This is a genomic window from Pseudomonas sp. XP2 (assembly GCF_053557975.1).
The window spans coordinates 1-18,190 of sequence record NZ_JBNRIK010000020.1; the positions used below are offsets into that span (position 1 = coordinate 1).

Annotated in this window: 15 protein-coding genes; 7 read left to right on the forward strand and 8 right to left on the reverse strand. The window is 63.5% G+C overall.

Annotation, left to right across the window (positions count from 1 at the left end):
* From ACK1VC_RS19880 to ACK1VC_RS19910, 7 genes are all read right to left on the reverse strand, one after another.
* The coding region (locus ACK1VC_RS19880) for an electron transfer flavoprotein subunit beta/FixA family protein (protein WP_449118024.1) at nucleotides 1-253 on the reverse strand (253 nt) is incomplete at its 3' end.
* Nucleotides 254-383: 130 nt separating this feature from the next.
* Entirely contained in the window at nucleotides 384-1,709 is a 1,326-nt protein-coding gene (locus ACK1VC_RS19885) for a spinster family MFS transporter (protein ID WP_191087711.1), read from the reverse strand.
* A gap of 67 nt (nucleotides 1,710-1,776) precedes the next feature.
* Nucleotides 1,777-2,808, reverse strand: coding sequence for a 4-hydroxy-2-oxovalerate aldolase (gene dmpG / locus ACK1VC_RS19890; protein WP_191087712.1), 1,032 nt, complete (start codon nucleotides 2,806-2,808; stop codon nucleotides 1,777-1,779).
* Between the two features lie 10 nt (nucleotides 2,809-2,818).
* Complete coding sequence (locus ACK1VC_RS19895; protein ID WP_016486812.1) at nucleotides 2,819-3,748, reverse strand: acetaldehyde dehydrogenase (acetylating); 930 nt, start codon at nucleotides 3,746-3,748, stop codon at nucleotides 2,819-2,821.
* Between the two features lie 38 nt (nucleotides 3,749-3,786).
* Complete coding sequence (locus ACK1VC_RS19900) at nucleotides 3,787-4,578, reverse strand: fumarylacetoacetate hydrolase family protein (RefSeq protein ID WP_191087713.1); 792 nt, start codon at nucleotides 4,576-4,578, stop codon at nucleotides 3,787-3,789.
* A gap of 68 nt (nucleotides 4,579-4,646) precedes the next feature.
* On the reverse strand, nucleotides 4,647-5,420 hold the full coding sequence (locus ACK1VC_RS19905) for a glucose 1-dehydrogenase (protein WP_016486814.1): 774 nt from the start codon (nucleotides 5,418-5,420) through the stop codon (nucleotides 4,647-4,649).
* A gap of 42 nt (nucleotides 5,421-5,462) precedes the next feature.
* On the reverse strand, nucleotides 5,463-6,443 hold the full coding sequence (locus ACK1VC_RS19910) for a flavin reductase (RefSeq protein ID WP_016486815.1): 981 nt from the start codon (nucleotides 6,441-6,443) through the stop codon (nucleotides 5,463-5,465).
* A 217-nt stretch (nucleotides 6,444-6,660) separates the two neighbouring features.
* On the opposite strand from ACK1VC_RS19910, the gene ACK1VC_RS19915 reads away from it, so the two are divergent.
* The 7 genes from ACK1VC_RS19915 (at nucleotide 6,661) to ACK1VC_RS19945 (ending at nucleotide 17,260) form a co-directional block, all read left to right on the forward strand.
* A complete protein-coding gene (locus tag ACK1VC_RS19915) occupies nucleotides 6,661-8,097 on the forward strand; it encodes an aldehyde dehydrogenase family protein (RefSeq protein ID WP_031312446.1) in 1,437 nt (478 codons plus the stop codon).
* Nucleotides 8,098-8,157: 60 nt separating this feature from the next.
* Nucleotides 8,158-9,753 carry an amidase gene (locus ACK1VC_RS19920; protein ID WP_016486817.1) on the forward strand — a complete coding sequence of 532 codons (1,596 nt, stop codon included), beginning with the start codon at nucleotides 8,158-8,160 and terminating at the stop codon, nucleotides 9,751-9,753.
* Nucleotides 9,754-9,884: 131 nt separating this feature from the next.
* Complete coding sequence (locus tag ACK1VC_RS19925) at nucleotides 9,885-11,072, forward strand: acyl-CoA dehydrogenase family protein (RefSeq protein WP_016486818.1); 1,188 nt, start codon at nucleotides 9,885-9,887, stop codon at nucleotides 11,070-11,072.
* A 90-nt stretch (nucleotides 11,073-11,162) separates the two neighbouring features.
* Nucleotides 11,163-12,872, forward strand: coding sequence for an FAD-dependent oxidoreductase (locus ACK1VC_RS19930; protein WP_016486819.1), 1,710 nt, complete (start codon nucleotides 11,163-11,165; stop codon nucleotides 12,870-12,872).
* A 9-nt stretch (nucleotides 12,873-12,881) separates the two neighbouring features.
* Nucleotides 12,882-14,576 carry an FAD-binding protein gene (locus ACK1VC_RS19935; RefSeq protein WP_016486820.1) on the forward strand — a complete coding sequence of 565 codons (1,695 nt, stop codon included), beginning with the start codon at nucleotides 12,882-12,884 and terminating at the stop codon, nucleotides 14,574-14,576.
* Nucleotides 14,573-15,601, forward strand: a complete 1,029-nt coding sequence (locus ACK1VC_RS19940) for a ferredoxin--NADP reductase (RefSeq protein WP_016486821.1) — start codon at nucleotides 14,573-14,575, stop codon at nucleotides 15,599-15,601. The genes ACK1VC_RS19935 and ACK1VC_RS19940 overlap by 4 nt, the downstream gene beginning before the upstream one ends.
* A gap of 21 nt (nucleotides 15,602-15,622) precedes the next feature.
* Nucleotides 15,623-17,260, forward strand: a complete 1,638-nt coding sequence (locus ACK1VC_RS19945; protein ID WP_031312600.1) for a FadD3 family acyl-CoA ligase — start codon at nucleotides 15,623-15,625, stop codon at nucleotides 17,258-17,260.
* A gap of 117 nt (nucleotides 17,261-17,377) precedes the next feature.
* On the opposite strand, the gene ACK1VC_RS19950 is transcribed toward ACK1VC_RS19945, so the two are convergent.
* On the reverse strand, nucleotides 17,378-18,163 hold the full coding sequence (locus ACK1VC_RS19950) for an enoyl-CoA hydratase (RefSeq protein WP_016486823.1): 786 nt from the start codon (nucleotides 18,161-18,163) through the stop codon (nucleotides 17,378-17,380).
* Between the last annotated feature and the right edge of the window lie 27 nt (nucleotides 18,164-18,190).

Below are 18,190 nucleotides of genomic sequence, written 5' to 3' on the forward strand. Positions count from 1 at the left end.
GGATGGCACGGTCGGCACCCAGGGCCAGCGCAGTACGCAGTTGCTCCTGGGCGGTGGTCGGGCCGACGGAAACGACAACGATCTCGGTCGCAACGCCTTTTTCCTTCAGGCGTACGGCCTCTTCCACGGCGATTTCGCAGAAGGGGTTCATGGACATCTTGACGTTAGTAAGGTCGACGCCGGAGTTGTCCGCCTTGACGCGAACCTTGACGTTGTAGTCGACCACTCGTTTGACGCTTACCAGTATCCTCATAAGCTCTCCAGTCATTGATATTGCGAACGCGGGGCAGCGGGTGTCTGACAATGACGGTAACGTAGGGAATGTGCGGGTGGATCGTCCGTTTCAACTAGTTGATCGGCGATTGTGCGCCAGTGCTCAGGTTTCAGGCATACGCAGAAAGGCGCGAAGGGGCGGCCAGGTGTTGATAGGTCCGCCAGAGCAGCACGATCGGTATGACGATGGTAAGGCTGACCAGCAGCAGGGCGTAGCGCAGCGACTCGTCCACCAGCACTGGCATCAGTACATCGCTCAGTAGCCCGGTTGCCAACGGGCCGATACCGACTCCGCACAAGGTCGAGATAATGGTCTGCAGGGCGACGGCAGTCGCCCTGCGGTGGGCGGGCACCAACTGGGTCAACAACGAGAAGCAGGGGCCGACCCACCATACCGAGAAAAAGCTGCCCAGCGCACACCAGAGCATCGCGCTGGGTACCGGAACTGCACCCGCATGCAGCAGGATGTCACGTGGCCAAAGCAGGTAGATGATCAATGCGCAATTGCCGAGCACATGGCCGATGAGCGGAATGCCGATTTGCCAATGCTGGCTCCTGATCACCAGGCGGTCGGTCAGCCATCCACTGAACAACGCCCCTAGCCCGGCAAAGGTGCCGCCTACCAAGCCGGCCAGAAGGCCCGCGTAGTGCAAGGGCAGGTCATGCGATCGCACCAGGAAGCTGGCATTCCACATGGCAAAGGCATAGGCGCTGAAGGTGGTAATGCCGCAAGCCAGCACCAGGCAACGGTAGGCAGGCTGTGCCATGAGTGCCCGCGCACTGCCCAGCAGGCTTTGTATGGGCGGTGCGCCCTGGCTGGCGTGGCTATGGGGGAGGTCGAAGCGACCCCGTACCGGGTCGCGCATCACAAAGGCAAACACCGCGCTGATCAGCAGGGAAGGCAGGGCGACAGCAAAAAAAGCGCTGCGCCAGCCAAATTGGTCGACCACCCAGGCGCCGGCACTAAGGGCAACGATGGTCGAAAACGTCGGCGCGGCGGTGTAGCAACTGATGGCAAAAGAACGCCGGTGCGGTGGGTAGATATCGGCAATGATCGACATCGAGGTCGAGGTGCTTGGTGACTCGAAGACTGCTACCGCCATGCGTGCGATCACCAGCATCGCAAAGCTGGTGGACAGGCCGCAGGCCACCGTTGCCAGCGCCCACAACGAGCAGGTAATGGCCAGCAGGCGTGTGCGTGACAGGCGATCGGCCAGGCGCCCGGCTGGCAGGCCCAGCAGCACATAGACGGCAGCGAAGGCCAGGCCCGAAACCAGGCCCATGGCGGTGTCGCTGGCACCGAACTCTTGTTTGAGCGGTTCGATCATCACGGCAATGATCTGCCGCCCGACAAAGTTGTCGGCGTACATCATCGCGAGCACAAACAGCAGACCATGGCTGCGCCAGCCGATGGGTTGAGGGTGCGTACTGCTCATGGATGACTCCCGGTCAAACCGCAGAGATGGGCAATGGCCCAAGCTGTGCCTGGGCCCCGTGAAGCGGTCAGGCGCTGGCTTGGCGTTGCTTGGCCAGGGTCATCGCGGTGTCTTCGATCATGTCTTCCTGGCCGCCGACCATGCCGCGCCGGCCCATTTCGACAAGAATTTCCCGCGCCGGGACGCCGTACTTTTTTTCAGCGCGCTTGGCAAACAGCAGGAACGAGCCGTAGACACCCGCATAGCCCATGGTCAGGGCATCGCGATCGCTGCGGATCGGGAAGTCCATGATCGGCACCACCAGGTCCTCGGCAACGTCCTGGATACCAAACACACTCACGCCAGTTTCAATGCCCATGCGGTCGCAGACGGCCACCAGCACTTCCATGGGGGTATTGCCAGCACCCGCGCCCAAGCCTGCGCACGCGGCATCGATACGGGTGGCGCCAGCGGCAATGGCCGCGATCGAGTTGGATACGCCCATCGACAGGTTGTGATGGCCATGGAAGCCGATTTCAGTCTCGGGCTTGAGCGCTGCACGCAGCGCCGCGACCCGCGCGCTGACGTCGTGGGGCAGCAGGTAGCCGGCCGAGTCGGTGATGTAGATGCAATTGGCCCCGTAGCTCTCCATCAGCTTGCCCTGGGTGGCCAGGCCTTGCGGGCTGTTCATATGGGCCATCATCAGGAACCCGACGCTGTCCATGCCCAGCTTGCGGGCCGCGCCAAGGTGCTGTTCGGACACGTCTGCTTCCGTGCAGTGAGTGGCGACGCGAATCGTGTTGACGCCCAGTTCGTAGGCCATCTGCAGGTGATCGACCGTGCCGATGCCCGGTAGCAGCAGTGCGGAGACCTTGGCGTTTTTCATCAGCGGGATGACCGCCGACAAATACGCCTCGTCGCTGTGCGCCGGAAAACCATAGTTCAACGAACTGCCACCCAGGCCATCGCCATGGGTCACCTCGATCAACGGCACACCGGCGGCGTCGAGGCCACAGGCAATGTCTTTCATTTGCTGCAGGGTGATCTGGTGGCGTTTGGGGTGCATGCCGTCACGCAGGCACATGTCGTGGACGGTGATGGATTTGCCGTGAAGGTCCATGGTGCGCTCCTTAGGCGATGGCAGGTTGTGGGCTGCTGGCACGCAGGGTCAGCTCGCCTTTGAGCATCGCTTCGGCAAACATCTCGGCGGTGCGCGCGGCGGCGGCGGTCATGATGTCGAGGTTGCCGGCATATTTGGGCAGATAGTCGCCCAGGCCTTCGACTTCCATGAAAATCGACACCCGGTTACCGTCGAACACCGGGCCGTTGACCAGCTTGTAGCCGGGCACATAGCGCTGGACTTGCTTGATCATGTCGGCAATCGCGGCGGTGATGGCTGCCTGGTCAGGCTCGGTTTCGGTCAGGCAGTGCACGGTGTCACGCATGATCAGCGGCGGCTCGGCGGGGTTGACGATAATGATTGCCTTGCCCTTTTTTGCGCCGCCAACCTGTTCCACGGCCGCAGCGGTGGTACGGGTGAATTCATCGATGTTCTTGCGTGTGCCTGGGCCGACCGATTTCGAGGCCGCCGTGGCAATGATCTCGGCATAGGCCACCGGCTGCACGCTGGACACCGCGGCCACCAGCGGGATGGTCGCCTGGCCGCCACAGGTCACCATGTTGACGTTCATCGCGCCCAGGCCTAGGTTGTGCTTGAGATTGACCGGTGGCACGCAGTAGGGGCCGATGGCTGCTGGCGTCAGGTCGATCATCAGCACACCCAAGGCATTGAGCTTGCGGCTGTTTTCGGCATGCACATACGCGGAGGTAGCATCGAAGGCGATCTGGATGCCGTCTTCCATTACATGCGGTAGCAGGCCGTCGACGCCCTCGCTGGTGGTCTTCAGGCCCAGCGCGGCGGCGCGGGCCAGGCCTTCGGAGGTGGCGTCGATACCCACCATCCAGACGGGCTCCAGTACTTCACTGCGCTTGAGCTTGTACAGCAGGTCGGTACCGATGTTGCCGGGCCCGATGAGGGCGCATTTTATCTTTTTACTCATGGCATTGTTCTCGATCAGAAGAAGGAACGGCCGCAGGCTCAGGGCACGAAGTTCAGGTGCATCTCGCCCATGCCGCTCAGCGACAGGCTGACGAAGTCACCCGGTGCGACCGGTACCAGTGGCGCAAGGGCACCGGACAGAATGATTTCGCCCTTGCGAAACGGGATGCCCAGTCGGCCCAGGGTGTTGGCCAGCCAGGCCACGGCGGCGCAGGGGTGGCCTTGCACCGCCGAGCCCAGGCCGCTGCCCACCGGCAGGCCGTTTTTGAACAGGTGCAACTGGACCTCGGCCAGGTCCAGTTCACGCGGATCGACGCGCTGCTGGCCCAGGGCGAAAACACCGCATGAAGCGTTGTCGGCAACGGTGTCCTGAATGCGGATCTGCCAGTTCTCGATACGCGAGTCGACAATTTCGAAGCACGGCATAACCCACTCGCTGGCCGCCAGCACATCGTTGGCGGTGATATCGGTACCTTGCAGGTCTTCGCCCAGTACAAAGGCAATCTCGCCTTCAGCCCGTGGCTGCACAAGATGGTGGGCAGCAAAGCTGATGTCGCTGCCATCGGCAACCTGCATACGGTCGGTTAGAAAACCAAAATCGGGCTGATGCACATCGAGCATTTCTTGCACGGCGCGGCTGGTCACCCCGATTTTCTTGCCGATCACTTGCTCGCCCACCGCTTCGCGACGCGCCAGAAATCGCCGGGAGATCTGGTAGGCGTCGGCAAGGCTGATGGCCGGGTAACGTTGGGTCAGCGGGGGCAGGCTCTGGCGTGCGTTCAGGGCATGGAACAGCTCGTCGCCCAGTGTTTCAATCAGTTGCGCATCCATAGGGAGGTCGCTCTGTGGCAAGTGGATAACAGGCCGGGCCAGCTGCAGGCACGCCCGGCAAAAAGGCCTCAACCCGGCCAGACACTGGAATCGGCGCCGCCATCGACATCGATGATCTTGCCGGTGACCCAGGCCGAGGCGGGGCTTGCCAGGTAAAGGGCCGCGGCGGCGATGTCCTCTGGTTGCCCCAGGCATTTGAGCGGGGTGTTGCTTTCCATCGTTTTGCGCATGGCATCGGGCATGACCCCGGCCAGGGCGTCGGTCAGGATTGGCCCTGGCGCCACCGCATTGACCCGGATCTGCGGCGCAAACTCTTGTGCCAGCAGGCGCGTCAGGTGAGTCAGGGCAGCCTTGGCGGTGCCATAGGCGCTGAAATGGCGCTGGGCATAACGGGCGGCGACCGAGGTAATGTTGATGATGTTGCCGCCCCCGGCGTCGCGCATCAGGGGTACGCAGAGCTGTGAAAGGGCATAGGCGGCGCTGACGTTGAAGCTCAACACCTGCTCGAAGTCTTGCGGGCTCATCTTCAGCGGGTCATTGGGGCCGCCGCCCCCGGCATTGTTGACCAGATGGGTGATGCGCCCCAGCTGTTCGGCGGCGTTGGCGACCAAGGCGCAGCGCTGTTCGCTGTCGGTGACATCGCAGCTCAGGGCCAGGGCGCGCCGCCCTCGGCTGCGTACCTCTTCGGCGACGGCCTCGACATCTGCCAGCGAACGGGCGCTGCAGACTACATCAGCGCCAGCATCGGCGTAGGCCAAGGCAATGGCGCGACCGATGCCGCGGCCGCTGCCGGTGACAATGGCGACACTGCCAGTGAGGTTGAAGCGTTGCAGAATGCTCATGGCTGTCCTTATTGTTCTAATGGTTCAGGGAAGACACAGTGCTTAGCGCGGCGCCCACAGGTCCGGCAAGCCCGGGTCGGAGGTGGCGATCAGGCGCTTGAGCAACACCTTGAGTGCCTGGCTATCACCGGCGCCAAGACGGGCAGCGATATCCTCCTCGACGGCTTTGGCCAGGGCCACCTCCTGCAGCGAAGCCTCCCGCCCGTCGGCTGTGAGCACATAGCGGACCTGCTCATTATCAAGCTCACGGGCGACCAGGTTCTGGCGTTCCAGGAAGCGCATGCTGGTGGCGCTGACCACATGGCCGGTGTAGCCGACGAAGGCGTTGATCTCGTCCAGGGTCAGGTTGTCCCGAATGCACAGGGTGGAGAGAATGAAGAACGCGTGTTCATCGAGCTGCTGGTTCTTCAGCAGGCGGCGCAGTGCAAACAGCATCTGGTAGTGCGAGCGCCCGAGCAGGTAGCCGAGCAAGTCTTCGGTGTAACTGCACTCGGGCGGTGGCGGGGTAGTTGCCAGGCGCAGTTCGTTGCGCGGCTTGCGCATCGCCAGAGCGTACTGGCCACTCTGGAAGGCCAGGGGCGCGCGGTCGCTATGGTCGAAAGCGAGCACTTCGCCGACGAAGATGACATGGTCGCCGCCTTCATACTGGAAGGCTGTGCGGCATTGGAAGCGCGCCGTACAGTCTTGCAGCAGCGGTGCCTCGCTGATACCTGTGTCGAGCTGGATTTCGGAGAACTTGTCTTCACCCTGGCGGGCAAAGCGGCCGGACAGCGTTTCCTGCTCCGTCGACAAAACGTGCACGTTCCAGTGGCGACCACCGCTGAACACCGGCAGACTGCGGGCATTCTTGGACAGACTCCAGAGCACCAGAGGTGGGTTGAGCGAGACCGAGTTGAAGCTGTTGGCCGTGATGCCAACGGGCGAGCCGTCTTCGGCCTTGGTAGTGATGATGGTCACTCCCGTGGTAAAGGTGCCGAGCGCGGCGCGAAACGCTTGAGGGTCGAAACAGGCGGGCGTTGCCATGATGGGCCTCATGGAATGAGTGTGCGTGCTGGCAGTATTCCCAGCGTCACGGGGCTTTGCATCGTCTCAACGGACTAACGTTTTTGGCTCGATCGTCCACTTGGACGAGGCGGTCTCCGGGGTCTGGGGCTAGTTTGCGGGGCAGGGCGTCGTGCAACGACGGCCATGGTGGGCACAGAGGCGACATGCTGGCCCTTGTTCAGTTGAGGAGGCACCAATGAGTTGTGCAAATTCTTCCGTCGACATGCTGTCGGCCTTGCTGCGTGAACAAAAGGCTGCGTTCAACGCTCAAGGGGCTGTCACTGCCGTGGCCCGCCGCGCGCGGATCCAGCGGGTGATCGACATGCTGGTGGCGCACCACGAAGCGCTGGCCGAGGCGATGGATGCGGACTTTGGCGGCCGGCCCCAGGGTTTTTCGTTGATGAATGATGTGCTGGGTTCGCTCGGGTCCCTCAAGCACGCGCGCGACCACCTCGAAGGATGGATGCAGGATGAGCCGCGGCCCGTCTTCAGCCCTTACGATCAGCTGGGCGCCGAGGCCTGGGTGATGTATCAGCCCAAGGGTACGGTGGGCATTCTGGGCACCTGGAACGCCCCCCTGTATACCTTGCTCAGCCCCCTGGGTTCGGCGTTGGCGGCGGGTAACCGGGCGATCCTCAAGCCTTCGGAGGTGGTGCCACGCACTGCTGCGCTGGTGGCGAAGCTGTTTGCCGAGGCGTTCGATCCGCTCGAAGTGGCTGTGGTCACCGGTGGCGCGGACCTGGCCCAGGCCTTCACCGCACAGCCGTTCGACCACCTGGTGTTTACCGGCAGTACCGCGGTGGCCAGGTCCGTGATGCGTAACGCGGCCGAACACCTGGTGCCGTTGACGCTGGAACTGGGCGGAAAGTCGCCGGTCATCGTCGCCCGCAGCGCCGACCTGGGCACCGCAGCGTTTCGTATTGCGCTTTCCAAGACCACCAACAGTGGCCAGGTCTGCATCAACCCGGACCTGGTCTACGTGCCACGCGAGCAGCTGGAAACCTTTCTTGAGGCCTTTGCCAGCGCTTACCGCCAGTTCATCCCTGAGGTGAGCGACAACCCGGACGTGGTCGCGGTGGTCAATGCCCAACACCTGTCCCGTGTTGAAAACCTGGTTCAGCAGGCGCTTCAAGCCGGTGCCCGGGTAGTGAGCCTGCCCTACGCGCAAGCGGCTGATGAGCAAAACCGCCGCCGACCGCTGCAACTGGTGATCGACCCGCCGCAAGGCAGCCTGATTCTGCATGAAGAAATCTTCGGCCCGGCAATGGTGGTTCTGCCTTTTGATGAGGTTGATCAGGTCATCGCTCAGATCAACGCCCGCCCGCGGCCTTTGGCCCTTTACTACTTTGGCAGCGACGCCAAGGAGCAGCGCCAGGTGCTGGAGCACACATTGTCCGGCGGTGTCACCCTCAACGATGTGATGATGCATGCCGCCTTGCATGATGCCCCGTTCGGTGGGGTTGGCGGGTCAGGCATGGGCCACTACCACGGTCGCGAAGGCTTTATCGAGTTCAGCCACCTGCGCACAGTACTCAAGGCGCCCGAGCATGATCCGCGCGGTGAATGGGGCCTGCTACCGCCTTACAGCGAACACTTCCTGGCCGCGATGAAAGCGCAGATCACCCCGGACTGATCGGGGAAACCGGCGCGCTGAGCGAATCGAACAGACACAATAAAAAACGGAATTCTGCACATGGAAAAAAACGCATTGCCACTGGCCGACACGCTTGCCCCAGCGGGTGCCGACGCCGCTGACGGATGGCCGCGCCGGCAGGTGCTCAAGGCCGGCGCGGTGGCGCTGGGCGTCGGGCTACTGGGGCGCTTTGCCGATGCCCGGGCCGCAGGCGGCTTGTCGGCCAGCGATTACCTGGGCCTGGATGCCTGGGCCATGGCCAAGGGCTTGCAGGCCGGCCACTTCAGTGCCGAAGACTTGCTCGGCGCAGCATTCGCCCGTTGTGACCTGGTCAACCCGAAGATCAACGCAGTCAACATGCGCCATGACGATTATGCCCGCGCGTTGCTGGCGGCCAGGCAGAAGGCCGGCACCCTGACCCAGGGCTCGCTGGCGGGCGTGCCGATCCTGCTCAAGGACCTCAACACCTACTTGCAGGGCACGACCACCAGCAACGGCAGCCGGCTGTTCAAGGACGCGCCCCCTTCGAGCGTTACCAGCACCTTGATCCGCCGTTATGAATCCGCCGGGGCAGTGCCTTTTGGTAAAGCCACCAGCCCGGAGTTCGGCCTGACCACCACCACCGAGTCGTTGGCATGGGGGCAGACCCGCAACCCCTGGAATCTGGCGTTGAGCTCGGGTGGTTCGTCCGGTGGTTCCGCCGCGGCGGTTGCCGCCGGTATCGTCCCGGTCGCCCATGCCACCGACGGTGGCGGCTCGATCCGGATCCCGGCGTCCTACTGCGGGCTGGTCGGCCTCAAGCCGACACGCTACCGCACGCCGAGCGGGCCGGCCCGCCTGGAAGGCTCGTTTGGCGCCAGTGTCGCCAACATGGTCTCGCACAGCGTGCGCGATACCGCGTTGTTTCTTGATGCCGGTCAGGGTCACGAACCAGGGAGCCCGTACTGGAGCTCACCGCTGGTACGTCCCTACGTCGAGGAGCTGGGCCGTGACCCGGGCCGTTTACGGGTTGCACTGGTGCGGGAATCGCTGACCGGGGCACCGCTGGACCCGGCGATTGCCAAGGTTCTGGAGGACACCATCAAGCAACTGCTGGGCCTTGGCCACGAAGTGGAAGAACTGCGCTTGCCGATTCAGGCCCAGCAGCTGTTCGGCGCCCACGGCGTTGCCATCGGCAACTCCTTGCTGGTCACGGTCAATGACCGGGAGAAAGCCCTGGGCCGCGCGTTGGGGCCGCAGGATCTGGAAAGCATCACCTTTGGTGTGCTGGAGCGTGCAGCGAAAGCCACGGGTGAGGGGGTAGTGCGTGCCCGGCATGCGTTCGAAGACATCAGCATGGCCATGGAACAGCAGTTCGAGCGCTTTGATGTGATCCTTTCGCCGGTCACCGCCAGCCTGACGCCGGCCCTGGGCGAGCTCTCGCTCAACCAGCCTTACGAAAGTTACGCCCGCAAGGCCATGGGCAGTGCCGCGTTTACCGTGCTGGCCAACGTCAGCGGCCAGCCGGCTATTTCCTTGCCGTTGGGCATGAGTGACAGCGGCCTGCCAGTGGGCATGATGTTCACCGCTCGCCTGGGCGGGGAAGACGTGCTGCTGCGCCTGGCCTCGCAGCTGGAGCAGGACCGCCCGTGGGCCGCCAGGCGCGCCGCGATCTGAGCCTGAAAGGCGCCAGGGACGGCGCCGTACCGTGTTTCCCTAGTCCGCTTTGACGATGAATATTCGCCTGCTGCATTCGATCATCAACCAAGACTCGCGCAACCGCGCAACGAGATTGGGAGAACGAACGGATGGACAGCATGCGAGTAAGAACGCCGGAAGAAATCGAACTGCTTGAACACGCCCGGCGCCTGGTGCCCGCCCTCAAAAGCCGCACCGCGCGCGCTGACCGCGAGTTCCGGGTACCGGACGAAACCATCTTCGAATTGCAACAGGCCGGCTTGTTGCGGGCCTTGCAACCACGTGCGTTTGGCGGCTACGAGGTCGATCCGCGGACGTTTTTCGAAATCCAGATGATCCTCGCCGAGGGCTGCATGTCCACAGCGTGGATTTATGGCGTGATGGGCGTACACCCCTGGCAGCTGGCGCGCTACCCGATCGAGGCCCAGCGCGATGTATGGGGCCAGGACCATACCACCCTGATCTCGTCCACCTACATGCCCGTGGCCAAGGTAACCGTGGTCGAAGGCGGTTATCGCATCAGTGGTCGCTGGGGCTTTTCCAGCGGCAGCGAACACTGCCAATGGTGCTTCCTTGGCGGGGTGCTGCCCGCCGATGGCGACCGTGCAGCGGAGCACGGCACCTTCCTGATCCCGCGCAGCGACTACCGTATCGAGCACAACTGGGACGTGCTGGGCCTGCGCGGCACCGGCAGCCACGACATTGTGGTCGAAGATGCCTTCGTGCCGGCACACCGCGTGCAACGCACCAATAACTGCACGCTGGACGCGACGCCAGGACGCCTGGTGAACACCAATCCGATTTATGCCATTCCTTTCGCCCAGGTGTTCACGCGCGCTGTGTCCTCATCGGCCATCGGTGCCTTGCAGGGGGCGATCAACGAATTTCGTGCCAATGCCGCTGCGCACATCGGCAAGCACGGCATGAAAACCGCCGATGACCCGGTGGCGCAAACCACCGTTGCCGAGGCGACGATCATCGTCGACAGCCTGCGGCTGGTACTGGAGCGGAACTACGCGCACCTGATGGCGCTGGCCGAAGCGGGTGAGTACCCGGATGTGGAAACCCGTCTGCTGTACCGCTACCAATCCTCCTATGTCACCAATATCTGCGCCGAGAAGGTCAACGAACTGCTGCGCTGCATGGCCGCTTCCGGGCTTTATAACACCAACCCCGTGGCGCGCCTGTTCCGCGACCTGCACCAGGCACGTGGGCATATCGCCAACAACTACATGGCCTTCAGCCGCAGCCTTGGCGCCGTGCAACTGGGCCTGCCCAACCCTGATCCTTACGTATGAGCCGTGCCCGGGCCTAGCTGCAGGCCCGGGTATGCGCACCCCTGGCCGGCACGCCGGGAAATTTCCGATCACAGCCAAGGCACAACAACAATGACAGCTAAAGCTCAGCCTGTTTCACACTACGACGTGATCGTCGTCGGCTCCGGTGCCGGTGCGATGACCTCGGCGCTGTTTGCTGCCGAGCAGGGTCTATCGGTACTGGTTGTCGAGAAAAGCGACAAGTTCGGCGGTACGTCGGCGATCTCCGGCGGCGGCATCTGGATTCCCAATAACCACTACTTTGCCGCCAAAGGCGGTGGCGACAGTGTGGAGCTGGCCCTGCAGTACCTCAAAGCTGCCACCGGTGAGCATGGCGATGACAAGCGCTTGCGTGCCTACGTCAAGCACGCGCCGCAGATGATCCGGGCCCTGGTGGACAACAGCCATGTGCGTTACGCCGTGGCGGCGAAGTACCCGGACTACTATCCGCAACTGCCAGGCTCGCTGGCCGGGGGGCGCACCCTCGACCCGGAACTGTTCGATACCAGCCTGCTCGGTGATGAACTGGCCAACCTGCGCACACCGTCACCCTCGACACTGCTGATGGGGCGCATCGCCTGGACCGCCCGGCACGCGCACAAGGCCATGTCGCGCTCCTTTGGCTGGCGCCTGCTGATTCTCGGCCTGATGCTGCGCTACAAGCTCGACTTCAAATGGCGCCGCAAAAGCCGGCGCGACCGCCGCGCGGCCTTGGGCAGTGCGCTGGTTGCGTCGCTACGCCGCTCGTTGATGGACCGCAACATCCCACTGTGGTTGAACACCGACTTTCAGAACCTGATCACCGATAACGGCCGGGTCATTGGCATGCAGGTTTGTCGTGACGGGCAGACGCTGCAGCTGCATGCCCGCCATGCGGTGATCTTCGGCTCCGGGGGGTTTGAACAGAACCAGGCTTTGCGCGAGCGCTACCTACCACAGCCCACCCTGCGTGACTGGAGCGCCACGCCACCGGGCAACAACACCGGTGCTGCGTTGCAAGCCGGTATCGAACTGGGTGCGGCGACCGCCCTGATGGATTGGGCCTGGTGGGCGCCGACCATTACCGTGCCCGGCGAAGAAAAACCCCGTGGGATATTTGCCGAGCGGGCGTTCCCTGGTGCCATCGTGGTCAACAGCCTGGGCCGGCGCTTTGTCAATGAGGCAGCGCCGTACCTGGAATTTGTCGACGCCATGTACCGCGACAACCAGCACACCGGCGGCAAGTCGATCCCATCCTGGGTGATCTTCGACGGCCATTTTCGCTTCAACTACGCCATGGGGCCGTTGATGCCGGCCCAGGTCATGCCCGACAGCCGACTGCGCAAGGAATGGCTCAATACCTTGTATTTCAAGGCTGACAGCCTGGCGGCGCTGGCGGCGCAGATCGGCGTCGACCGCGCAGGGCTCGAGCAGACCGTGCAGAAGATGAACGCCTACGCCCGCAGCGGCGTCGATGCCGACTTCGGCCGTGGCGGTAACGTGTTCGACCGTTATTACGGCGACAGCAACGTCAAACCCAACCCGTGCCTGGCGCCCCTGAGCAAGGGGCCGTACTACGCGATGCGCCTGGACGCTGGCGATATCGGCACCAAAGGTGGGCTATTGACCAACGAACACGCCCAGGTTGTGAGCCAGGACGGCGAGGTCATTCCTGGCCTATATGCCATTGGCAACTGCTCGGCGTCGGTCATGGGCACCAGCTATCCCGGTGCGGGCGGCACCCTGGGGCCGGCCATGACGTTCGGCTATATCGCGGCCTATCACATTGCTGCCAACCGTTGAGGAATTGCCATGCCAGCCGCTGTCAAATCGACATGTACCGATATCCAGCCGGCATTGCAGGTGGCCGATGCCGACGCCATGCTCTGGGATGACCACTGTGATGTGCTGGTGATCGGCTGGGGGGCGGCCGGTGCCTGCGCCGCCCTTGAGGCCCGCGCCCAGGGTGCTGACGTGCTGGTCGCCGACCGTTTTACCGGCGGCGGTGCCAGTGCCAAAAGCGGTGGCGTGGTTTACGCCGGCGGTGGCACCCGCCAGCAGCAGGCCGCTGGGTTCAGCGACACGCCCGAAGCGATGTTCGCCTATCTCAAGCACGAAACCCAGGGTGTGGTCGACGATGCTACCTTGCGGCGGTTTTGCCAGGACAGTGCCAGCAACCTGGCCTGGCTGGAGGGGCATGGCGTGCCCTATGCCCACAGCATGCCGCCCGGTGGCAAAACCTCGTATCCAGCCGATGGCCAGTTTCTGTATTACTCCGGCAATGAGCTGGTGCCGTCGCACCGAAGCGAGTTGCCGCCGGCCCCGCGTGGCCATCGCACGGTAGGCAGGGGCCAATGTGGCGCGGTGCTGTACGCGCAGCTGAAGGCGGCTTGCCTGCGCAACGGTGTGCGGCCGCAAGTTCAGTCCGCTGCCCGGCGTCTGGTGAGGGATCACACGGGCAGGGTCGTCGGCGTGGAACTGTGGTGCCTGCCGGCCGGCAGTGCCCAGGCTCGGTTGCATGCCAAATTGGCTGCGCGTGCCGAACGGCTGCAGAACTTTGCCCCGCGCTACTGCGATACCTTGCGCAAACGCGTGCACCAGCTGGAACTCGACTTTGCCCGGCCGCGGCTGGTACGCGCCCGGCGTGGCGTAGTGCTGAGCACCGGTGGCTTCATCTTCAACCGCGAGATGGTCAGCGAGCATGCCCCCAAGTTTCGCCGCAACTTCAAAGTCGGCGCGACCGGCTGCGATGGCAGTGGCGTACGCCTGGGCGTGAGTGTCGGTGGGGTCAGCGACCGACTGCAGCGGGTGTCGGCCTGGCGCTTTATCAACCCACCGTTGTGCTGGCCCAAGGGCATTGTGGTCAACACCCTCGGGCAGCGCTTCGTCAACGAAGAAGTCTACGGCGCCACCCTGGGCCAGCCCCTGTGTGAAGAGCAGGGCGGCAAGGCCTGGCTGGTGCTGGACGCACGCCTGCGCAAGCAGTCGATCAAGCAAGCGCTGTTCGACGGTTACTGGTGGTTCCAGAGCTTGCCGGCATTGCTGCTGATGCTGCGCGGTGTGCGCAAAGGCCAGAGCATCGAGCAGTTGGCCCAGGCCACGGGCATGCGCGCGGATGTATTGCGCAGCGCATTGCAAGCCTACAACACAGCTGCCCGGGGGGACGCCGAGGATGCCTTTGGCAAGTCGCAAAGCAGCCGTCAGGTACTCGACCAGGGCCCTTACTATGCCTGTGACATCTCTGTCAGCAACCCCTTGTTCCCCCTTGGGGCGTTGACCCTGGGCGGCCTCAAGGTCAATGAAGACAGCGGCGCGGTGCTGGGCCCTGAAGGCCTGCCAATACCCGGTTTGTACGCCGCCGGCCGTACCGCCATCGGCATTCCCTGCCATTTGTACGTCAGCGGCCTGTCGCTGGCCGATTGTGTGTTTTCCGGGCGACGTGCCGGACGGTCGTTGACGGCGGCCACGGCTGACATCGAAATCGAACCCAGCGAGCAATTGATATGAGCCTGGATTACCTGTCAGTACGTGTAACCCGCGTGATTGAAGAGACTGCCGACAGCCGCTCCCTGGAGTTCGAGGTGCCAGAAGCGCTTGCCGAGCGCTTGCGCTATCGACCAGGGCAATTCCTGACCTTGCGTGTGCCTCACCAGGGGGGGTGGTTGCCGCGTTGTTACTCTCTGTCGAGCACGCCACTGCTCGATGAGCCATTGCGGGTCACGATCAAGCGGGTGCGCGATGGGCGCGCCTCGAACTGGCTCTGTGACGCCGTGCAGGCGGGCGATACCTTGCAGGTGCTGGCGCCGGCCGGGGTGTTTGTGCCGCGCCAGCTGGACACCGACCTGCTGCTGTTCGGCGGCGGCAGTGGCATCACCCCGGTGCTGTCCATCCTGCGCTCGGCGCTGTTGGCGGGCACTGGGCGTATTCTGCTGATCTACGCCAACCGCGACGAAGCGTCGGTGATATTCCGTGACTCGCTCAAGGCCCTGGCCAGGGCGCACCCACAGCGCCTGCAAGTGATCCACTGGCTCGACTCGGTGCAGGGCATTGCGTCGGTGAGCCAGTTGGCCGAACTGGCGCGCCCGTTCGCGAGTGCCGAGGCGTTCATCTGCGGCCCCGGACCGTTCATGGATGCTGCCGTCGCTGCCCTGCAGACGTTAGGCATGCCGAGTGCGCAGGTCCATGTCGAGCGCTTTGTCTCGCTGCCCGAAGAGGGCGAAGTCGCAGTGCCGGCAGCTGTCGATACCCGCCGCCCGAGCAGCCAGCTTTCGGTGCGCCTGGACGGTGAAGAGTTCGAGGTGCCCTGCGCCGAAGGTGAAACCCTGCTTAACGCCATGCGCCGGGCCGGCCTGAGCCCGCCAAGTTCTTGTCTGGTCGGCTCCTGTGCAACCTGCATGTGCACGGTCGAACGGGGTGAGGTGCAGATGTTGCGCAACGATGCCCTTGACCAGCAGGAGATAGACCAGGGCTGGACGCTGGCTTGCCAGTCCCTGGCCCGCAGCGAGCACCTGCGGGTGCTCTTTCCCGAATAACCCGATGGCGAGTTTGTCACTATGACTGCATGTTCAGCATTACCGGGCAGCGTGCATGCCTGGAACCTGTTGCCTTTGTCGATTCCTGCTTTGTTGTTCGCCAGTGCTGAACGCTTTGCCGGTCGGGCAGCGATCGAGGAAGACGGCATTGCGACCGATTACCGGGATTTGCCCGGGTTGGCACTGGGTGTCTGCCGCAGCCTGATGGCACTGGGGATCAAGGCGGGCGACCGCGTGGCGATCTGGGCACCCAATTGCCGCGACTGGGTGATCGCCGCCTTGGGCGTGCATTGCGCGGGGGCTGTGCTGGTACCGATCAATACCCGCATGAAAGGCGCCGAGGCGGCCGATATTCTGGCGCGCAGCCAGGCGCGGGTGCTGTTGACGCAAGGGGTATTTCTGGGGCTGGACTACCCGGCCATGCTGGCGCCGCTACGTCCGGCCAGCCTGGAACAGCTGGTGGTGTTCGGTACACAGCCGCCTCAGGCGGCCAGCGACCTGGATTGGGCCAGTTTTCTCGCCAGGGGCGAGTCTGTCAGTGAGCTGCAAGCCCGCCAGCGTGCGGTGGCGGTGGGCCCGCGGGACTTGTCCGACTTGCTGTTTACCTCCGGCACCACCGGCAAACCCAAGGGTGTGATGAGTGCCCATGGGCAGAACCTGCGGGCATACAACGAATATGTGCGGGTCATTGGCCTGCAGCCGGGTGATCGTTACCTGATCATCAACCCGTTTTTTCATGCCTTTGGCTACAAGGCCGGTTGGCTAACCTGCATGCTGGCTGGCGCGACTATCCTGCCGCATGCGGTGTTCGATGCCGAAGCGGTGTTCCAGCGCATTGCCGCCGAGCGCATCAGCGTGCTGCCAGGGCCGCCCACGCTGTACTTGTCGATGCTGGCCCACCCGCGCCTGGCCCAGACTGATCTATCCAGCTTGCGCATCGCTGTGACTGGTTCATCGACGATCCCGCCGGTGCTGATCGAGCGCATGCGGCGGGAGCTCGGAGTCGACGTGGTGACCACCGCCTATGGGCTGACTGAGTGTGGCGGCCTGGCGACCATCTGCAACCCGGATGACCCTGCCGACATCGTTGCCGGCACCAGCGGCCGGGCCATCGATGGCACTGAAGTGTGCATTCGTTCGGCAGATAATCAACCGGTGGCCACGGGCGTGTCAGGAGAAATCTGCCTGCGCGGTTTTCATGTGATGCAGGGGTATTTCAATGACCCGCAAGCGACGGCGCAGGCCATTGATGCCGAGGGCTGGCTACACACGGGCGACATCGGCAATCTGGATGTGCATGGCAACCTGCAAATTACCGACCGCCTCAAGGATATGTTCATTGTCGGCGGCTTCAACTGCTATCCGGCAGAGATCGAGGCGGGTTTGATCGAGCATCCGGCCATCGCGCAGGTGGCGGTGATCGGCGTTGCGGATGAGCGCATGGGGGAGGTGGGGTGTGCCTGCGTGGTATTGCGTGCAGGCCAGCACCTGGATGAGCCGTCTCTGATCGCCTGGGCCAGAGAGCGGATGGCCAACTACAAAGTGCCGCGACAGGTTCGGTTCTTTGAAGCGTTGCCGGTGAATGCCTCGAACAAGGTGGTCAAACCTGAGCTGCGTGCGGCGGTTCTGCAGGGCGAGGGCGGGCTGGCCTGGCGATGAGGCCCCCATTGATCAACCCCGCAGGCCGTAGGAATATCGCGTAGCGACGTAGCAGAGAGGGGGCCCGGAGTGCAGCGTAGGGCCCCTGGAGCGTTCCGTGGTGCTGGGCCGGCCCCATCAGTGCCCTTCAAACCGGGCAGGCCGCTTATCAATGAATGCCTGCATGCCTTCCTTCTGGTCACGTGAGGCAAACAACAACGCATTGGCCTTGCGCTCCAGCGCCAAACCCGCTTCCAGCGGTGCATCCATCCCCGCAAGAATCACCTCTTTGATCTGCTCGGCAGCCAACGGCGGCATTGCCGCAACCATCTGCGCCAATTTCAAGCCGTGGGCGAGCACCTGATCATCGGCCACCACCTCACTGACCAGCCCCGCAATCCAGGCCTCTTCAGCCGTGATCGGCTGGCCGGTCAGCGCCATCCGCATTGCCTTGGCCTTGCCGACCGCCCGCACCAACCGCTGGGTGCCGCCAATCCCGGGCATGATCCCGATCTTGATTTCCGGCTGGCAGAAGCGTGCACTCTGCCCGGCAACAATGATATCGGCGAGCATCGCCAGCTCGCAGCCACCGCCATAGGCGTAACCGCATACCGCCGCGATCACAGGTTTGGGGCAGTGCTGGATCGGCGCCCAGACCCGCTCGGTGTGGCGCTGATAGATATCAATGGGACCCACCCCGGCCAGGCTGTTGATATCGCCCCCGGCGGCGAACACCTTGTCGCCGCCGGTCAGCAGAATGCAGCGCACATCAGCATTGCTCCCCAGCTCAATGAAGTAGTGCGACAGCAGCGCCTGTAGCTCCAGGCTCAGGGCATTGGTGGCGTGCGGGCGGTTGAGCCGCACCAGGGCGACACCTGGGGCCGGGTACTCCAGCAGCACCGACGCGGTAACTGAATCGGACATGATCAACCTCTGGCAGTAGGCACCGCA